The organism is Vibrio sp. TMPB1044 (assembly GCF_030442075.1).
Taxonomy (GTDB): domain Bacteria; phylum Pseudomonadota; class Gammaproteobacteria; order Enterobacterales; family Vibrionaceae; genus Vibrio; species Vibrio satsumensis.
Genome location: NZ_JAUJED010000010.1, coordinates 60,204 through 76,953, shown reverse-complemented (window position 1 = coordinate 76,953; position 16,750 = coordinate 60,204). Strand labels below are relative to the sequence as shown.

The 16,750-nt window shown below is 45.2% G+C and carries 20 protein-coding genes; 13 read left to right on the top strand and 7 right to left on the bottom strand.

Translation table 11 applies throughout. The features are described from left to right. Positions 1-75: 75 nt before the first annotated feature. The 5 genes from QQ041_RS05800 (at position 76) to rraA (ending at position 4,448) form a co-directional block, all read left to right on the top strand. Entirely contained in the window at positions 76-615 is a 540-nt protein-coding gene (locus QQ041_RS05800) for an SPOR domain-containing protein (RefSeq protein WP_050619833.1), read from the top strand. Between the two features lie 223 nt (positions 616-838). Further along, positions 839-1,387, top strand: coding sequence for an ATP-dependent protease subunit HslV (hslV, locus tag QQ041_RS05795; RefSeq protein ID WP_004729692.1), 549 nt, complete (start codon positions 839-841; stop codon positions 1,385-1,387). Positions 1,388-1,445: 58 nt separating this feature from the next. Next, entirely contained in the window at positions 1,446-2,786 is a 1,341-nt protein-coding gene (gene hslU / locus QQ041_RS05790; RefSeq protein WP_048605412.1) for an HslU--HslV peptidase ATPase subunit, read from the top strand. A 155-nt stretch (positions 2,787-2,941) separates the two neighbouring features. Beyond that, positions 2,942-3,859: a 1,4-dihydroxy-2-naphthoate polyprenyltransferase gene (locus QQ041_RS05785; RefSeq protein WP_285953298.1), complete on the top strand. Its 918-nt coding sequence runs from the start codon at positions 2,942-2,944 to the stop codon at positions 3,857-3,859. A 73-nt stretch (positions 3,860-3,932) separates the two neighbouring features. Further along, entirely contained in the window at positions 3,933-4,448 is a 516-nt protein-coding gene (rraA, locus tag QQ041_RS05780) for a ribonuclease E activity regulator RraA (protein WP_285953297.1), read from the top strand. Positions 4,449-4,541: 93 nt separating this feature from the next. Here rraA and zapB read toward each other — a convergent pair whose 3' ends face one another. Continuing rightward, positions 4,542-4,784 carry a cell division protein ZapB gene (gene zapB, locus QQ041_RS05775; protein WP_008219652.1) on the bottom strand — a complete coding sequence of 81 codons (243 nt, stop codon included), beginning with the start codon at positions 4,782-4,784 and terminating at the stop codon, positions 4,542-4,544. A gap of 324 nt (positions 4,785-5,108) precedes the next feature. On the opposite strand from zapB, the gene glpX reads away from it, so the two are divergent. The 3 genes from glpX to QQ041_RS05760 all read left to right on the top strand — a co-directional run bounded on the left by glpX (position 5,109) and on the right by QQ041_RS05760 (position 7,405). Further along, positions 5,109-6,116, top strand: coding sequence for a class II fructose-bisphosphatase (gene glpX, locus QQ041_RS05770; protein WP_285953296.1), 1,008 nt, complete (start codon positions 5,109-5,111; stop codon positions 6,114-6,116). Between the two features lie 198 nt (positions 6,117-6,314). Continuing rightward, a complete protein-coding gene (locus tag QQ041_RS05765) occupies positions 6,315-6,935 on the top strand; it encodes a metalloregulator ArsR/SmtB family transcription factor (protein WP_146492418.1) in 621 nt (206 codons plus the stop codon). 122 nt (positions 6,936-7,057) lie between these two features. Then, positions 7,058-7,405 carry a DUF3135 domain-containing protein gene (locus tag QQ041_RS05760; protein WP_285953295.1) on the top strand — a complete coding sequence of 116 codons (348 nt, stop codon included), beginning with the start codon at positions 7,058-7,060 and terminating at the stop codon, positions 7,403-7,405. Positions 7,406-7,466: 61 nt separating this feature from the next. Here QQ041_RS05760 and QQ041_RS05755 read toward each other — a convergent pair whose 3' ends face one another. Both QQ041_RS05755 and QQ041_RS05750 read right to left on the bottom strand, forming a co-directional pair. Next, positions 7,467-7,895 carry a DUF805 domain-containing protein gene (locus QQ041_RS05755; RefSeq protein ID WP_060983409.1) on the bottom strand — a complete coding sequence of 143 codons (429 nt, stop codon included), beginning with the start codon at positions 7,893-7,895 and terminating at the stop codon, positions 7,467-7,469. Between the two features lie 45 nt (positions 7,896-7,940). Then, positions 7,941-8,288: a 5-carboxymethyl-2-hydroxymuconate Delta-isomerase gene (locus QQ041_RS05750; RefSeq protein ID WP_017061157.1), complete on the bottom strand. Its 348-nt coding sequence runs from the start codon at positions 8,286-8,288 to the stop codon at positions 7,941-7,943. A 249-nt stretch (positions 8,289-8,537) separates the two neighbouring features. On the opposite strand from QQ041_RS05750, the gene tpiA reads away from it, so the two are divergent. After that, a complete protein-coding gene (gene tpiA, locus QQ041_RS05745) occupies positions 8,538-9,308 on the top strand; it encodes a triose-phosphate isomerase (RefSeq protein WP_146492416.1) in 771 nt (256 codons plus the stop codon). Between the two features lie 151 nt (positions 9,309-9,459). On the opposite strand, the gene pfkA is transcribed toward tpiA, so the two are convergent. The 3 genes from pfkA to QQ041_RS05730 form a co-directional block, all read right to left on the bottom strand. Further along, positions 9,460-10,422, bottom strand: a complete 963-nt coding sequence (gene pfkA / locus QQ041_RS05740; RefSeq protein ID WP_017061160.1) for a 6-phosphofructokinase — start codon at positions 10,420-10,422, stop codon at positions 9,460-9,462. A gap of 315 nt (positions 10,423-10,737) precedes the next feature. Beyond that, positions 10,738-11,646, bottom strand: a complete 909-nt coding sequence (fieF, locus tag QQ041_RS05735) for a CDF family cation-efflux transporter FieF (RefSeq protein ID WP_210446822.1) — start codon at positions 11,644-11,646, stop codon at positions 10,738-10,740. Between the two features lie 163 nt (positions 11,647-11,809). Next, the gene (locus QQ041_RS05730) at positions 11,810-12,319 is read right to left on the bottom strand and encodes a CpxP family protein (protein WP_285953294.1); all 510 of its coding nucleotides are present in this window, start codon (positions 12,317-12,319) and stop codon (positions 11,810-11,812) included. A gap of 178 nt (positions 12,320-12,497) precedes the next feature. Between QQ041_RS05730 and QQ041_RS05725 the strand changes: the two genes are divergently transcribed. The 4 genes from QQ041_RS05725 (at position 12,498) to trmL (ending at position 15,817) form a co-directional block, all read left to right on the top strand. Beyond that, positions 12,498-13,187, top strand: a complete 690-nt coding sequence (locus QQ041_RS05725; protein WP_285953293.1) for a response regulator — start codon at positions 12,498-12,500, stop codon at positions 13,185-13,187. Next, complete coding sequence (cpxA, locus tag QQ041_RS05720) at positions 13,187-14,566, top strand: envelope stress sensor histidine kinase CpxA (protein ID WP_285953292.1); 1,380 nt, start codon at positions 13,187-13,189, stop codon at positions 14,564-14,566. Before QQ041_RS05725 ends, cpxA begins: the two co-directional genes overlap by 1 nt. A gap of 76 nt (positions 14,567-14,642) precedes the next feature. Next, positions 14,643-15,260 (top strand): superoxide dismutase, encoded by a 618-nt coding sequence (locus tag QQ041_RS05715; protein ID WP_285953291.1) that lies wholly within the window; start codon positions 14,643-14,645, stop codon positions 15,258-15,260. 77 nt (positions 15,261-15,337) lie between these two features. Further along, complete coding sequence (gene trmL / locus QQ041_RS05710; RefSeq protein ID WP_060983415.1) at positions 15,338-15,817, top strand: tRNA (uridine(34)/cytosine(34)/5-carboxymethylaminomethyluridine(34)-2'-O)-methyltransferase TrmL; 480 nt, start codon at positions 15,338-15,340, stop codon at positions 15,815-15,817. A 167-nt stretch (positions 15,818-15,984) separates the two neighbouring features. Here trmL and QQ041_RS05705 read toward each other — a convergent pair whose 3' ends face one another. After that, positions 15,985-16,509: an FxsA family protein gene (locus QQ041_RS05705; protein WP_060983416.1), complete on the bottom strand. Its 525-nt coding sequence runs from the start codon at positions 16,507-16,509 to the stop codon at positions 15,985-15,987. Positions 16,510-16,750: the final 241 nt, after the last annotated feature.

Genomic DNA, 16,750 nt, shown 5'->3' with positions numbered 1-16,750 from the left:
TTCCATTTCTACACTATTATCCTCGCGCAATCTGGATTACCATGAGGGCAGAATCAGCAACTATTGAATTGTCTTGTGGCTAATAGAGATTATGTAAAGCGCGGTCGTGGTACGAAAAAGCCGACCAAGAAACAAGCCCCTCGCCGTAAACCTTGGCGCAGTGGTCTTTTGGCGATCCTCCTTGCCGGTGGTTTTGGTTACGGACTTTACCTATTGAGTAATGATCCTGAGCCGCCAGCACCAACACCTGTGGCTACCAAACCAAAACCTAAGCCAAAACCAGCGAAAGTGATTCCACCGCCTCCTGAAGAGAAGTGGGACTACGTTGAAACGCTGCCAAGCCGCGAAATTGAAGTAAAAGCCAAAGAACAACAGATCTCTAAGATCCCTTACATCATGCAGTGTGGCGCTTACAAAACCTCGTCGCAGGCAGAAGCACGTAAGTTGGATATTGCGTTCCAAGGTATCTCGAGTGAGATCCGCAAGAAAGATGGTAGTAGCTGGTACCGTGTGGTTCTAGGACCCTACAAGTTGAAGCGTGACGCCGAGCGCGATCGCCATAAGCTGCAACGAGCAAAAATCGAACCTTGTGCTATTTGGAAAGACACCGAGTAGTTTTGAGTTCAGCGTCAGTCTCTGTCTTAGTAAAAGCCAAAACCAAACACCGAAAACCTCCCATTGTGGAGGTTTTCTTTTATCCCCCTCCCCTTTAGCCAAATTTCCTTACAACTTCCACCGATAAGTTGCACGACATCACTCCCCCTTCCTTGAATTATCCGAGCACCATCCTCATATACTTTTTATACCCAAAGATAAGAAATATTAAGAGGCCCTACTCGTGACTACCATTGTATCTGTACGTCGTAATAATAAAGTCGTCATCGCGGGTGATGGACAAGTATCTCTAGGCAATACTGTAATGAAGGGCAATGCCCGTAAAGTACGTCGCCTATACAACAACAAAGTACTGGCAGGTTTTGCTGGCGGTACCGCTGATGCTTTCACGCTATTCGAAAAATTTGAAAGCAAGCTGCAAATGCACCAAGGCCACCTGACCAAAGCTGCCGTTGAGCTAGCGAAGGATTGGCGTAGCGACCGTGCTCTACGTAAGTTAGAAGCACTGTTAGCAGTAGCGGATGAGACCGCTTCACTGATCATCACAGGTAACGGTGACGTAGTTCAACCTGAGAACGACCTGATTGCGATCGGTTCAGGCGGTAACTTTGCTCAAGCAGCAGCTACTGCACTATTAGAAAATACTGATTTAGATGCGCGTGAAATCGCAGAGAAGTCGCTGAACATTGCAGGCGATATCTGTGTCTTCACCAACCATCACCACACTATTGAAGAACTAGAAAGCACCGTTGAGCTGCCAAAGCCAGAGTAACGACCGCTTCCATCAATAACGTTGTATTCAACAGTGATTAAAGAATTAAGGAAAAACCATGTCTGAGATGACTCCTCGCGAAATTGTTCACGAACTCAATCGCCACATAATCGGCCAAGACAACGCTAAACGTTCAGTTGCCATCGCTCTGCGTAACCGCTGGCGTCGTATGCAGCTTGAAGAAAGCCTGCGTGTTGAAGTATCACCAAAGAACATCCTAATGATTGGCCCAACGGGTGTGGGTAAAACTGAAATTGCTCGCCGTCTAGCGAAACTAGCAAACGCGCCTTTCATCAAGGTAGAAGCGACTAAGTTCACCGAAGTTGGCTACGTTGGTAAAGAAGTTGAGACCATCATCCGTGATCTAACGGACGTTGCAATCAAGATGACACACCAACAAGCGATGGAAAAAGTACAATACCGCGCTGAAGAACAAGCGGAAGAACGCATTCTTGATGCCCTTCTACCACCTGCTCGTGATGCGTGGGGTCAGAACGAGCAATCAACTGAAGACACCACCTCTTCAAACACTCGTCAGATTTTCCGTAAGAAACTGCGTGAAGGTAAGCTAGACGACAAAGAGATCGAAGTTGATGTAGCTGCACCGCAAATGGGCGTTGAAATCATGTCACCTCCAGGTATGGAAGAGATGACAAACCAGCTGCAAGGTATGTTCCAAAACCTAGCGGGCGACACCAAGAAAAAACGCAAGATGAAAATCAAAGACGCATTCAAAGCACTGACGGAAGAAGAAGCTTCAAAGCTTGTGAACCAAGAAGAGCTAAAAGAGAATGCGATCTTCAACGCAGAAAATAACGGTATCGTCTTCATCGATGAGATCGACAAAATCTGTAAGCGTGGCGACAGCTCAGGCCCAGACGTATCTCGCGAAGGTGTGCAACGTGACCTACTGCCTCTTATTGAAGGCAGCACAGTATCAACGAAGCACGGCATGGTTAAAACTGACCACATATTGTTTATCACATCAGGCGCATTCCAAGTGGCTAAGCCATCTGATCTGATCCCTGAACTACAAGGTCGTCTGCCAATCCGCGTAGAGCTTGAAGCGCTTTCAGCACATGACTTCAAACGCATCCTGACTGAACCAAAAGCATCTCTAACAGAGCAATACATTGCCCTAATGAAAACAGAAGATGTCAGCATTGAGTTCACTGAAGATGGCATCAACCAGATTGCGGACGCAGCATGGCGCGTAAACGAAACCACTGAGAACATCGGTGCGCGTCGTCTACACACTGTAATGGAGCGCCTAATGGATGAGATTTCATTCGAAGCAACAGACAAAGCTGGCAGCAAGCTAGTGATTGATGAAGCTTACGTAACATCAAAACTTGGTGAGTTCGTAGAAGACGAAGACCTAAGTCGCTTCATCCTGTAGCACACCAAACTCCAACTTATTGCTCTATCTCAAAGAAATAGCAGCTAATAAGCGAATTCAAGGCCCACTTTCGAGTGGGCTTTTTATTACCCGAAAAATGGGCGTATACTCAAATCACAGTATGAAACGAAGACTTACAAAGAATTAGACCTACGATGAAACAATCTCTACTGATTTGGCTTGATGCCGCACGACCAAAAACTCTGCCTCTCGCACTTGTCTCTATTCTTACAGGAAGTAGTTTAGCGTTCGCCGGTGGTCAGTTTTCTTTATCAATAGCATTACTGGCTTTTTTAACCGCCACCCTATTACAGATTCTATCGAACCTCGCCAATGACTATGGCGACGCCGTAAAAGGCACAGACAACGAAAACCGTCTGGGGCCTACACGTGCCATGCAATCTGGCGCGGTAACAGCGAAAACCATGAAGCAAGCGATCATCCTCAACATCATGTTTACCGTGATTGCCGGGCTGATTCTTATTTTTCATGCGCTGAGCTCGCTCGAAAGTATCTTATCTTTCATTGCGTTAGGCATATTGGCCATTGTTGCAGCCATCGCTTACACCGTCGGTAACAAACCTTATGGCTATATTGGCCTTGGTGACTTATCGGTGTTTATCTTCTTCGGTTTGTTAGGTGTTTCAGGGACTTACTTCTTACACACTGGCCATGTTGAACCCAGCCTGTTTTTGCCTGCTTTAGGCTGCGGACTGATGGCGGTGGCGGTACTCAATATCAACAACATGCGTGATATCGAAAACGACAGCGAATGCGGTAAGCGCACCATGGCGGTTCGCCTAGGACAGCGCAAAGCCAAGCACTATCATTTTGCACTGCTTGGCCTCGCCCTTGCGTCTTTCGCTATCTACCTACTTATTCAAGAAAAACCGGCCTGGATCAGTCTGCCGTTTTTACTGAGCATTATTATCGTTTATAAGCATGGTAAGGCTGTTTGGGAAACCGAAAAACCAGCACAGATCGCACCAATGATGCCTGTGATTGTGAAATGTTCATTGGTCACTAACCTATTGTTTGCAGGGGTTGTCGTAGCTCAAACTCTATTGAGTTAATTGAGACTAATCATTGCAAAGGGATCAAGCACCGATATACTCAAAGTAAGCTCATTGTTCAAAAGGTATACGAATGGAATACAACACTTCAGCACTGTGCGACATATATTTGGATCAAGTTGATGTCGTGGAGCCAATGTTCAGCAACTTCGGTGGACGTGCATCCTTCGCAGGACAGATCACGACATTAAAGTGTTTTGAAGATAACGCTTTAATTCGCTCCGTATTAGAACAAGATGGTCTAGGGCGTGTACTGTTAATCGATGGTGGCGGATCACTACGCAAAGCGCTGATCGATGCTGAAATTGCCTTACTTGCCGAAGACAATGAGTGGGAAGGGATTGTAGTTTACGGCTGCGTTCGTGAAGTCGATGAGCTTGAAGACATGAACCTAGGCATCCAAGCCTTGGCTTCTATCCCTGTTGGAGCGAGCCAAGAGGGTGTCGGTGAGTTAGACGTTCCTGTGAACTTTGGCAGCGTGACCTTCTTACCCGAAGATTACCTCTACGCAGACAACACCGGCATCATTCTTTCAGCAGAACCTTTGGACGTAGAACTCGATCTGGATGTTGAAGAAGAGGTCGAGTAATTCACTCGGCTTTGAATAATAAAACAAAGATTAAGAACAAACAAAAACGCCCGCTACTGAGTAGCGGGCGTTTTTTTAAACCTGAAGAGTCGATTACTCTACTTCATCCATTTTACCAAGAAGGTTACGGATGCGATCTTGCCATGCTGAATGCTCTTCCTGCATTTGCTGAGTTTTTTGCTCTAGCTCGTGACGGCTTGCTTTAAGCTCACCAGCTTCTGTTGCTAGTGCTTGTTTCTCTTCTTTAAGCTCTTCCACTTCCATTTGAAGAAGTGCAATTGTATCTACTGCTGTTTGAATTTTTGCTTCTAGCTGCTCTAGTACTTCAAAAGACATTCTGGCCTACCTTTAAGTTATCCGTTTGATGGTGAAGGTTCACTCCACTTATTTCCCCATTCTACTCAGCAGAGCAAGGATAAACACTCAATATATTCGATATTTTGCGCCATTCGATGAAAAAAACAGCGCTTTTTACCGAATATTGACGTGAATGATTACCACCACAACGGCAAACCGATTATTTTGATGAATAATAACTGTTTTCCACTGCGAATTGATCGAGAGCAATCTCCAAAAAACAAAAAGGCAAACGTTTCCTTTTGGATATGGTAAAATTCGCCGCGAAATTTCTATTCCCCCTTTGAAAATTTTGGAGTCCGCATGAAACGCGATTTAGCAATGTCATTCTCTCGTGTCACAGAAGGTGCAGCACTAGCTGGTTACAAGTGGCTTGGCCGTGGCGATAAAAACGCTGCAGATGGCGCTGCTGTAGAAGTAATGCGTAGCCTATTAAACAAAACCGAAATTAGCGGCGAGATTGTTATCGGCGAAGGTGAAATCGATGATGCACCTATGCTGTACATCGGCGAAAACGTAGGTGTAGGCGGCGACGCTGTCGACATCGCAGTTGACCCAATTGAAGGGACACGCATGACAGCAATGGGCCAATCAAATGCATTGGCTGTATTGGCGGCAGGCGAAAAAGGCAGCTTCCTTAAAGCGCCTGATATGTACATGGAAAAGCTAGTTGTTGGCCCTGGCGCTAAAGGCGTGATTGACCTAGAACTGCCACTCACAGAAAACCTAGAAAACATCGCTAAAGCACTAGGTAAAACACTCGATACTTTAGTAGTAACCACACTTGCGAAGCCTCGTCACGATCAAGTAATTGCCGATATGCAAGCCATGGGCGTTCGTGTATTCGCAGTACCAGACGGTGATGTTGCAGCGTCTATCCTAACCTGTATGCCAGACAGCGAAGTAGACGTCATGTACTGCATCGGCGGCGCACCTGAAGGTGTGGTTTCTGCTGCGGTAATTCGCGCACTCGACGGCGACATGCACGGGCGTCTTCTACCTCGTCATGAAGTTAAAGGCGACACAGAAGAAAACCGCAAGCACGGTGAACTTGAGCTTGAGCGTTGTGCTGAAATGGGCGTAACGGCGGGTATCGTGTTGAAGATGGAAGACATGGCTCGCAGCGACAACGTTGTGTTCTCAGCAACGGGCATCACTAAAGGTGACTTGCTAGAAGGCATTTCTCGTCAAGGCAATATCGCGACAACAGAAACCCTGCTTATCCGTGGCCGCTGCCGTACTATTCGTCGTATCAAGTCTATTCACTACCTAGAGCGTAAAGACCCAGAAGTGATTGGTCACATCCTGTAAACCTAAACTAGGTTCAACAGAACACGCGAAGGCTGATACCAAGTATCAGCCTTTTGTTTTATTAGCGCACCAGAATCTGACCATGGCTGCCAATAGAGTAAAACGCTAGCTATAGAGTAAATCCCCATCAATATAGTAAATAGTTTGCTTTATAAACACCTTACCTCATAATAGTAAGGTTCATAAGGTAGGGATAGTATGAAAACAAGCGACAAAATCTTACAGACCATCAAACGTCAAGGTGCGGTAACCGCGAAACAACTGTCAGAAGAGTTTGGCATGACGACAATGGGTGCAAGACAACATCTGCAAAGCCTGGAAGATGACGGTATTCTTGCGTTTCATGATGTGAAAGTAAAAGTGGGTCGCCCGACTCGCCACTGGTCCCTGACGCAACAAGGTCATAGTCAATTTTCCGACCGACATGGTGAACTCACCATTCAAGTGATTGATGCTGTAGAAAACCTATTTGGTAAAGAAGGATTGGCTAAGGTTGCTGCCGAACGTGAACAACACACACTCAAGCAGTATCAAACTGCGCTGTCTGATTGCGACTCACTCATCAGCAAACTTAAAAAACTCACCCAACTTCGTGAAAACGAAGGCTACATGGCAGAACTTCAAGAGCATGACGATCACTACATCTTGATCGAGAACCACTGCCCTATCTGCAAGGCTGCGACTCGTTGTCCTAGCCTGTGCCAATCTGAGCTCAATGTGTTTACTGAGTTACTCAAAGATGAGTGTCATGTGAGCCGTACAGAGCACATCATTGCTGGCGAGCGACGCTGTACTTATACCTTAACACCCACACTTTGATCATCACGGTAAGCGGTTAATGACGTCTCAATATTGAGAAAATACAAATAGATTAAAATTTGTACAAATTTCTTTCTTAAGCTTATAGCATATGAAACACGCTTAATGCTAAGGAAGGAATGATGGCGCATCCACAACCCGCTCAAAAACTGCCACCCTTTGATGAACTTGTCCAACTCGCGAAAAGCGATCCTAAAGCATTCAACCAATTCAAACACGAGATGTGCGAGCAGATGATTTGTTCGGCTTCTGAAGCCATGCAAGACAGGCTACGCGCTCAGCAAAGTCACATCGACTTAGTGGTTAGCCGTTGTAAAAACCCACACCATGCCAATGTTGTGCTCATGCAAGAACTTCGTTGTCAGGTATGTAAATTCCAAGATGCACTCGAAGGACGTTGCAGATTCGAAGAACCTCTACCTGAGAATGTTGTGCCCTTCAGGCCGAATACAGAGCCAAAAATGTACTGAAAGTAGAATAGTATAAAAAAGAAAAAAGGGAGCGCGATGCTCCCTTCTTATCTATTCCTTGTTAATACTTACACGGGTCTTCGCCGTAGTCGTTGCGGCCTTCTGTACCTTTCAACAAGCCACACTCAATAAGAATCCATAAACCACACACTAATGCCGCAACGGTTGCCGCCATATGAACTGGCGATACCGACTCTGTGGTAGTCGCAGCCATTGGTGAAGCTAAGCGACCCAGAACTAGAGGCACATTTAACAATAACCAGTAATTCGACTTATTGCGATCGTGCCAGCGCTTAGCGGTAACCGCTAGATCTGGGATCACTAGCAGCAATAGGAAGATTGGTAGCAGGATATAAGAGTAAGCAGGGAATAATACAGAGATACCAGAAGCAAAACCAGTAATCGCTATATAGTAGAAAATATTCCAAATCCAGTAAGTCTTACGACCAATTCTCCCCTTGAAAGAGAGCAGTAATTCTTTCATCGACATCTTAAATACTCAAATTTATACGCCGCTAAAAGTCAGCAGCAATGGTTAGTTTATTACTTTTTGAAAGCAACTTTTATCCATATCACGAATATTCACCGTTAAGCTTCTTACATGACTCGCTTGTTCTTGCAGGATCTGCATTAACGATCGTGACAATTCTCGCTTTTGCTCTTCCGTTCGTCCCGAAAGTAACTCAAAGCTGATATGAATAAAGTCTACACTATCTTCCTCATCACCGACCAACCAATTATGGCAACGCAGTGAACGAGACTTCACTGACGGCACATCAAACAAGCCACATGTGAGAGCGACTTGATGGAGATCTTCCAGTAAGCCTTGGATATTTACTCGCTCATCCACTGAATTGGAGTACTCAAGAACTAGATTCGGCATTGTTACTTCCTGTTGTTAACGCAATCGTTTGTCCCTTAATAACAACTAACGGTGAAAAATCCGAGAAGTTAGCTATTATTCTGTCTGCCGGATCACTGATATATGCTCAAAATCTACTCTGACCATTGAGTAAGATCCAAGAAAGTCATGACCACAGTCATGATCTGTTGATATTATTCTGTTATATTATTTCGTAATAAAGTTTACTTTTTTACATTCGATTTATTTAAATACTTTGGAGATATTCCTATGCGTCATCCTGTAGTTATGGGTAACTGGAAACTAAACGGCAGCAAAGAAATGGTTGTTGAACTACTAAACGGTCTTAACGCTGAACTTGAAGGCGTAACAGGCGTAGACGTAGCAGTTGCTCCACCAGCACTTTTCGTTGATCTAGCAGAGCGTACGCTTACTGAAGCGGGCAGCGCGATCATCCTAGGTGCTCAAAACTCTGACCTAAACAACAGCGGTGCATTCACTGGCGACATGTCTCCAGCAATGCTTAAAGAGTTCGGCGCATCTCACATCATCATCGGTCACTCTGAGCGTCGTGAATACCACAATGAATCAGATGAGTTCGTAGCTAAGAAATTCGCATTCCTAAAAGAGAACGGCCTAACTCCAGTTCTTTGTATCGGTGAATCTGAAGCACAAAACGAAGCAGGCGAAACTGTTGCAGTATGTGCACGTCAACTTGACGCAGTTATCAACACTCAAGGTGTTGAAGCTCTTGAAGGCGCTATCATCGCTTACGAACCAATCTGGGCTATCGGTACTGGTAAAGCAGCTACAGCTGAAGATGCACAACGCATCCACGCTCAAATCCGTGCACACATCGCAGAGAAATCTGAAGAAGTTGCTAAGAAAGTTGTTATCCAATACGGCGGTTCTGTTAAGCCAGAAAACGCAGCAGCTTACTTCGCACAACCAGACATCGACGGTGCTCTAGTTGGCGGTGCAGCTCTAGACGCGAAAAGCTTCGCAGCTATCGCTAAAGCAGCAGCTGAAGCAAAAGCTTAATTTAAACGTCACCGTTTAGATTAGATGAAAGGTCAACTTAGGTTGGCCTTTTTTATTGCCTGTCATTTCTGAAATCTCAAACGACAGGTACAAAAAAACCGCTGATAAATCAGCGGTTTTTAAATATTTTCAAGCGAACGCTAAGCGTGGCTTAGAACAACTCTTCTGCAACGCGGAATAGCTCAGAACGGTCTGGGTTCTGCATGTTCTCGATACAATCGATGATATCGTGGTGAACAAGTTCTTCTTTCTCGATACCAACACAACGACCACCGTGACCTTCTTGAAGAAGGTGAACAGCGTAGTTACCCATGCGTGAAGCCAGTACACGGTCAAATGCAGTAGGACGACCACCGCGTTGGATGTGACCAAGAACCGTTGCACGAGTTTCACGACCAGTTGAAGATTCGATCTCTTTAGCCAGTTCGTTCGCATCCATCATTAGCTCAGTTAGAGCGATGATTGCGTGCTTCTTACCTTTAGCAATACCATCTTGGATGTTGCTGATAAGCTGTTCTTTATCTAGGCCAGTCTCTGGAGTAATGATGTACTCACAACCACCCGCGATTGCTGACATAAGCGTAAGGTCACCACAGTGACGGCCCATGATTTCAACAATAGAAATACGTTGGTGAGAAGAAGACGTGTCACGTAGACGGTCAATTGAATCGATAACAGTGTTAAGCGCTGTTAGGTAGCCGATTGTGTAGTCAGTACCCGCGATATCGTTATCGATTGTGCCTGGAAGACCGATACATGGGTAACCCATTTCAGTCAGTTTCTTAGCACCCATGTAAGAGCCGTCACCACCGATAACAACTAGTGCTTCGATACCGTGCTTCTTAAGGTTCTCGATGCCTTTCTCACGAACAGCAACGTCTTTGAACTCAGGGAAACGTGCAGAACCTAAGAAAGTACCACCACGGTTGATTACGTCAGATACGCTTGAACGGTCAAGCTTTTCGATACGATCTTCAACAAGGCCTTGGTAGCCATCGTAAATGCCGTAAACTTCAATGCCAACTGATAGTGCAGTACGAACTACGCCGCGAACTGCTGCGTTCATGCCTGGAGCGTCACCACCACTGGTCAAAACACCGATCTTCTTAATCATGCTCACCCTCGATTTTTGGGAATCTATTATTCAATTCTTTTGCTTGCTGACTGTATATCAACAAGATTTTAAATCTGTATTTGTGCTTTATGTTACATTTCCTCAAAGGGAATAGCACTTAAATCGCGTAAATTTATGTAACATTTCTACTTCTGTAAGAGTATTACAGTTTTACTCAATAACTTTGTTGATTCACATCAGAATCAACATTAATTGTTATCAGCTGTATTTTGTCTCACCAAAGAACTAGCAATTTTTACTCACTTTAGTTCAAAAGCCACTCACTTACCATTTGCTACCCATTTCTTAGCACGCTTACCATGAGTGGGATTTCTGCTGCTTCTCTGGTCCAAATACGACCGAGTATGGATCTTGATGAATTAATACATCAGCATCAGGGAAAACAGAGATAAGCTTGTCTTCTACTTCGTCAGAAATGCGGTGCGCTTCAATAAGTGGGATATTATCTTCGAGTTCTAAATGTAATTGAATGAACCGAACAGGCCCTGAACGGCGCGTTCTTAGTTGATGCACACCCAATACCCCTTCCACACTCAACGATGTCTCTTTAATTAGCTTGAGCTCTTCATCAGGCAACTTCCTATCAAGCAGAGATTGAATCGCCTCCATCGCCATTTGATAAGCGCTGTAAAGAATGTAGATACCGATACCAATCGCGAATACTGAGTCTGCTTGACCGATGCCAAACCAACTAAGTGCCAATGCCAGCATGATCGCCGCATTCATATAAAGATCAGACTGATAATGAAGAGAATCGGCAGCTATCGCCTGGCTACCTGTTTGGCTCACAACGTACTTTTGGAATCGAACCAAACCAAAGGTCATTACAATCGCGAACAAGCTGACATAAATACCAACTTCTGGAGAATTCAGCTCATGTGGTCGGAAGAAACGCTCTATACCATTAAGAATAAGGAAACAAGCGGAACCAGAAATAAACATCGCTTGTGCTAATGCGGCAAGAGATTCAGCCTTACCATGGCCAAAGGTATGCTCTTTATCAGCGGGTTGCAGAGAGTAGCGAACAACGACGAGGTTGACTACAGAAGCAGCGATATCCAACAGTGAATCAACAACAGAAGCTAATAAACTGACTGAACCTGTCACCCACCACGCTGCAACCTTCACAACCAATAATATGGTAGCAATGATGGTGGCTGCCCAAGCGGCGAGCGTAACTAAACGTGCATATTTTTGTTTCATAAATTGGCTATAAAGTGACTGATAGCACAAAGTATAACCCGCAAACAACCGATTGAATATGACAGCCATGATGTAAAATATTCATTTTTAAGGATCAAAAAAAGCGGCACACAGCCGCTTCTTTGCAAACACCTTCATTCAACTAGGTTTTTCAAACCATGAATTACTGATTTTTGTTCATATGCTTTTCCATTTTGTCCGCACACTTCGCCATGCGCTCTTGCTGGATTTCTTTCAGTTGAGTCTTTTGCTCAGGTGTTAGTACGCTCATCATTTGATGTTGTTTCTTAAGCATTGCTACGCGACGCTCAGTTTGCTTCTCAACCATTTGGCTTGCTAGGTCGTTTGCTGCCGCTTCGTCAAAGTTGTCTGCAAGTACCAATGCTTGAACTTTCTCGTGATGCGCTTTCATTTGCGCGATCTTGTCAGCTTTATTGCCTGAATGTTTTGCTTTCATCTCAGCGCGATTCGCTTCACGCATCTCTTTTAGTTCTGCTTTTTGAGCATCCGTTAGGTCTAGCTGACGCATCACTTTCTTATCGAAGCCGCCACATTTGCCGTGCATACCTTTGTGGTCGCCTTTATCACCACCACCGTAAGCATACGCGCTTGCTGTACCAAAGATAAGTGGAAGTGCCGCAGCTGCTAGTACAAGTTTCTTAGTCATTTTCATAATTGTTGCCTCAATTCGGTATAATAAGTCATGTGTTGCGTCTGTTTCTCAGCGCTTGAATATAGATTAGTCTTTCCCTCGTAAAGTGACGTTTAGAAAGCGTAAAGAATCGTAAAGAGTGAAAGTTGACGAATAATTAGCAGTATTATTAACCTAACTAAATGATTAAGGCTTCCCAATGGCGAACATTCTTCTTATTGATGACGACACCGAGTTAACCAGCTTACTCAAAGACATTCTGAGCTTTGAGGGCTTCACTGTTTCCGAAGCCAATGATGGCTACGCGGGGCTCGAGGCGATCAATGATGAGATTGATTTGATTCTTTTGGATGTGATGATGCCGCGTCTTAATGGCATGGAAACACTAAAGAAGCTGAGAGAAAATTGGGAAACACCCGTGCTCATGCTGACCGCAAAAGGCGAAGAGATCGACCGTGTGATTGGCCTTGAACTTGGCGCGGATGATTACCTACCTAAGCCTTTCAGTGACCGCGAATTGTTAGCGCGTATTCGAGCTATCTTGCGCCGAACGCAGACCACTGCGGCACCTAAAAGCACCAGCGATAAGGTTCAATATCAAGACATCGAGGTATTCCCTGGCAAACAAGAAGCTTATTGTAATGGCCAGCTTATCGACCTAACCACTACCGAGTTCGCCCTGCTGAGCCACCTAATCCAGAACCCGGGGCAAGTGATCACCAAGGAAACGTTGAGTTTAGATGTGCTCGGTAAAAGACTAGCAGCATTTGACCGTGCGATAGACATGCACATATCCAACCTGCGTAAAAAAATTCCTGAACGCAGTGACGCCAAACCTCGCATCAAGACCTTACGTGGCCGTGGTTACTTATTGGTAGAGGAAGATTAATGCGTATACCTAAAATCACCAGCTTATATGGACGTATCTTTGCTATCTTTTGGTTCACCATGTTACTGGTGCTTTTGTCGGTACTGTCGCTTCCCCATTTAGACCCGCGTGTAGCACGCGATGTACCCGCGGATCATCTCAATAAATTAGAGCGTATCGCTAAATTCACAGAGAAACGCTACGCCAAAGAACCGAATCTGGGCAAAATTGTATTCCAACTTGAGGCACCACGTAGCCGCAAGGACTCACGAGCTCGCATCTACTTAACCGACCTTGAAGGAGCCGTCCTTACCTCTAAGAGACATTCAGACTACAAGTTGAAGGCAATTCGCAACTTTGTGACCTCAATTGAGAACCCTGAAGTGCCGAAACAAAAGCTCTACGGACATTACATGGTGGCCGGTCCAGTACCGATCAAACTGGCAGGTGAAGAGTTGTTGATGTATGCCGGAGTGAAATGGAATCAACCACCGCCATTCTTGTTACGCCTATTTGATAGACCTTTACAGCTATTGCTTGCTGTCATGTTAGCGAGTACTCCGCTATTACTTTGGCTAGCTTGGGCACTGAGTCAACCAGCTCGCAGGCTAGAACGCGCTGCGCAACGTGTAGCGAAAGGCCAGTTTGAGGTCGACCCAACACTTGAAAAAGGTACCTCTGAATTCAGACAAGCGGGTGAAAGCTTTAACCAAATGGTCGAAGCGGTAAACCAGATGATTTCGGGGCAACAGCGACTACTCTCTGATATATCACACGAACTCCGCTCACCACTGACTCGTCTGCGCATGGCGAATGCGCTGGCAATTCGTAAACAAGGTGAGAGCCAAGAACTTGAACGTATTGATACCGAAGCACAACGTCTTGAACAGATGATCAGTGAGCTACTGACGTTATCTCGTATGCAAGTCGACAGCCACATTACTCGTGAGGTTCAGCCTATCTCGAGCCTATGGGAAGAGATCTTGAAAGACGCACAGTTTGAAGCCGAACAGATGGGCAAACAACTGACGTTCTCAGAGATCCCTGAGCGTTCTATTTCGGGTAACCCTAAGCTGCTGATGAGCGCGCTAGACAACATTACACGCAATGCGATCTACTACGGCAAAGACCAAGTGGATGTGCAATTCCATGTGGTTCAGGATCAGCTAACAATTTGCGTCAATGATAATGGTGATGGTGTACCAGAGGATGAACTGGATTCTATCTTCAGGCCTTTCTATCGAGTTTCCACTGCTCGTGATCGTAACTCAGGCGGCACAGGGCTTGGGTTAACCATAACTGAGAGTGCGATTCGTCAACACAGCGGAACCATCACTGCAAGCCGCAGCACGTTAGGCGGATTACAACTCGAAATCACCCTACCTATCTTACCGGTGTAATATCCCTACAAAGATCATAGTTGATAATGATTGTCATTATCATTATGGTAAATCCTCTAATTAAGGAGGATTTACCATGTCTCATACTTTCCCTGCTCTGCCCTACGCTTACGATGCCCTAGAACCTTACATCGATGCCAAAACGATGGAGGTGCATTACAGTAAGCACCATAAAACTTACTACGATAAGTTTATTGCGGCTGTCTCTGGCAGCGAACTTGAACAGCAATCACTGACTGAAATCTTCGCCAACATCTCCCAACACAGCCCTGCCGTTCGTAACAATGGTGGTGGTTACTACAACCACATCTTGTATTGGAACTGCATGTCTCAAGACGGCGGTGGTGAACCAACGGGTCAACTCGCTGAGGCTATCAATAGCACGTTCGGTGATTTCGAAACATTCCAAGACGAGTTCGCTCAAGCGGCAATCAACACCTTCGGCTCTGGCTTTGCTTGGCTAGTGGTAGAAGAAGGACAACTCAAGATCGTCTCAACCTCAAACCAAGATAATCCTTGGATGGATACAGTTGCCAGCGATGGTGAGCCGATTCTCGCGCTCGATGTTTGGGAACATGCTTACTACATCAGCTACCAGAACCGTCGTCCTGATTACATCAATGCATGGTGGAACGTGGTGAATTGGAATGCAGTATCAGAAAACTACGCACAAGCATTAGCGAACAACGCGTAAGCTGATGGTGGCGAACTGTACTCACTCAGCTTGCCACCGTATACTCTGGCTATCTTTGATTATTCTTGTGAACCAACATGTTTGATATCGCTTTATACGAACCAGAAATTGCACCCAATACGGGTAACATCATCCGCCTATGTGCTAACTGCGGCGCAAACCTTCACCTTATCGAACCGCTTGGCTTTGATTTTGAAGAGAAGAAAGTTCGTCGTGCAGGCTTGGATTACCACGACCTAGCGCGAGTTAAACGTCACAAGAACCTAGAAGCCTTCCTTGAGTATCTAGAAAATGAGCGCGAGGGTGGTTTCCGCATCTTTGCTTGTACCACTAAAACAACAGGTCACCACGTTGATGCAAAATTCCAACAAGGTGATGTGTTGATGTTTGGCCCAGAAACACGCGGCCTGCCAGCTGAGTTCATCGAAAGCATGCCGATGGAACAACGTATTCGCATTCCAATGATGCCAGACGCACGCAGCCTGAACTTATCAAATGCTGTAGCAATCATCGCGTTTGAAGCATGGCGACAAATGGGATTTGAAGGCGCGGTATAATGCCAATCGCAGTAAATAACCGCTCATCCGCCCTGTTATTTATTACTTGATATCACGAGTAAGTAATACTCAATAAAAAAGGCTGTTACCGTTATCACTTTCTGACGAAGGATAAAGGTAACAGCCTTTTCTGTTTTTCCCTCTATATAAAGAAGAGGGAAAGTGGATTAGTTTAGTCGGTTACGATCATTATCGTCGTCTTTCTTCTCAAACTCACCTTCAAAGGTGTTGCCATCTTTTGACTGGTCAAATGGGTCACGATTGAATGGGTCTTGTCCAAAAGGACTCTGACCAAAGCCAGTTTGCCCACCCGCATGGAAACCACCAGACATATTTTTAACCACCATTTTTTCCATCATTTTCTTGGCAATCATCGCTCTTGGTGCTGGTAGCAACACCAACATACCCAGCGCGTCTGTCATGAAACCCGGAGTCAGCAGTAATACGCCTGCAACCGCAAGCATCACGCCTTCAAGAATCTGTTGTGCCGGCATTTCGCCTTGTTGCAATCGACCTTGAACAGACATAAGTGTCTGAATACCTTGGCTACGAACAAGAGATGCACCAACAAATGCAGTAATCAAAACCAACGCAATAGTTGGCCACAATCCTAAGAAGCCACCAACTTGAATAAATAGCCCAATCTCAATGATGGGTACGAAGATAAATAGTAATAATAAGATAGGAAACACACGCCCTCCTTTGTTACTTGCAGTTTACGCTGAAAGCCCTACCAATCTCAAATTTATCCTGTAAATGAGCGTGTTTATTGACCCGGAATAAGTTTGCTGAATATTGACGAAACAAAACCGAAAAAGGTGATCAACTTAATATTTTTATGCGCTAAGTACAGTATCATGTGCCACATAAGTCAGGACGGATTTATCAGCCCAATATTCTAGCGAACGGAGTATTTGCACACAGAATAGGCTA

Excerpts from the sequence above, each read along its gene's own strand:
- QQ041_RS05785 (WP_285953298.1), top strand. The coding sequence starts at position 2,942 with ATGAAACAATCTCTACTGATTTGGCTTGATGCCGCACGACCAAAAACT.
- tpiA (WP_146492416.1), top strand. The coding sequence starts at position 8,538 with ATGCGTCATCCTGTAGTTATGGGTAACTGGAAACTAAACGGCAGCAAA.
- QQ041_RS05765 (WP_146492418.1), top strand. The coding sequence starts at position 6,315 with ATGAAAACAAGCGACAAAATCTTACAGACCATCAAACGTCAAGGTGCG.
- glpX (WP_285953296.1), top strand. The coding sequence starts at position 5,109 with ATGAAACGCGATTTAGCAATGTCATTCTCTCGTGTCACAGAAGGTGCA.
- QQ041_RS05750 (WP_017061157.1), bottom strand. The coding sequence starts at position 8,288 with ATGCCGAATCTAGTTCTTGAGTACTCCAATTCAGTGGATGAGCGAGTA.
- rraA (WP_285953297.1), top strand. The coding sequence starts at position 3,933 with ATGGAATACAACACTTCAGCACTGTGCGACATATATTTGGATCAAGTT.
- pfkA (WP_017061160.1), bottom strand. The coding sequence starts at position 10,422 with ATGATTAAGAAGATCGGTGTTTTGACCAGTGGTGGTGACGCTCCAGGC.
- trmL (WP_060983415.1), top strand. The coding sequence starts at position 15,338 with ATGTTTGATATCGCTTTATACGAACCAGAAATTGCACCCAATACGGGT.
- hslU (WP_048605412.1), top strand. The coding sequence starts at position 1,446 with ATGTCTGAGATGACTCCTCGCGAAATTGTTCACGAACTCAATCGCCAC.
- QQ041_RS05755 (WP_060983409.1), bottom strand. The coding sequence starts at position 7,895 with ATGTCGATGAAAGAATTACTGCTCTCTTTCAAGGGGAGAATTGGTCGT.
- QQ041_RS05730 (WP_285953294.1), bottom strand. The coding sequence starts at position 12,319 with ATGAAAATGACTAAGAAACTTGTACTAGCAGCTGCGGCACTTCCACTT.
- fieF (WP_210446822.1), bottom strand. The coding sequence starts at position 11,646 with ATGAAACAAAAATATGCACGTTTAGTTACGCTCGCCGCTTGGGCAGCC.
- QQ041_RS05715 (WP_285953291.1), top strand. The coding sequence starts at position 14,643 with ATGTCTCATACTTTCCCTGCTCTGCCCTACGCTTACGATGCCCTAGAA.
- QQ041_RS05725 (WP_285953293.1), top strand. The coding sequence starts at position 12,498 with ATGGCGAACATTCTTCTTATTGATGACGACACCGAGTTAACCAGCTTA.
- QQ041_RS05760 (WP_285953295.1), top strand. The coding sequence starts at position 7,058 with ATGGCGCATCCACAACCCGCTCAAAAACTGCCACCCTTTGATGAACTT.
- zapB (WP_008219652.1), bottom strand. The coding sequence starts at position 4,784 with ATGTCTTTTGAAGTACTAGAGCAGCTAGAAGCAAAAATTCAAACAGCA.
- cpxA (WP_285953292.1), top strand. The coding sequence starts at position 13,187 with ATGCGTATACCTAAAATCACCAGCTTATATGGACGTATCTTTGCTATC.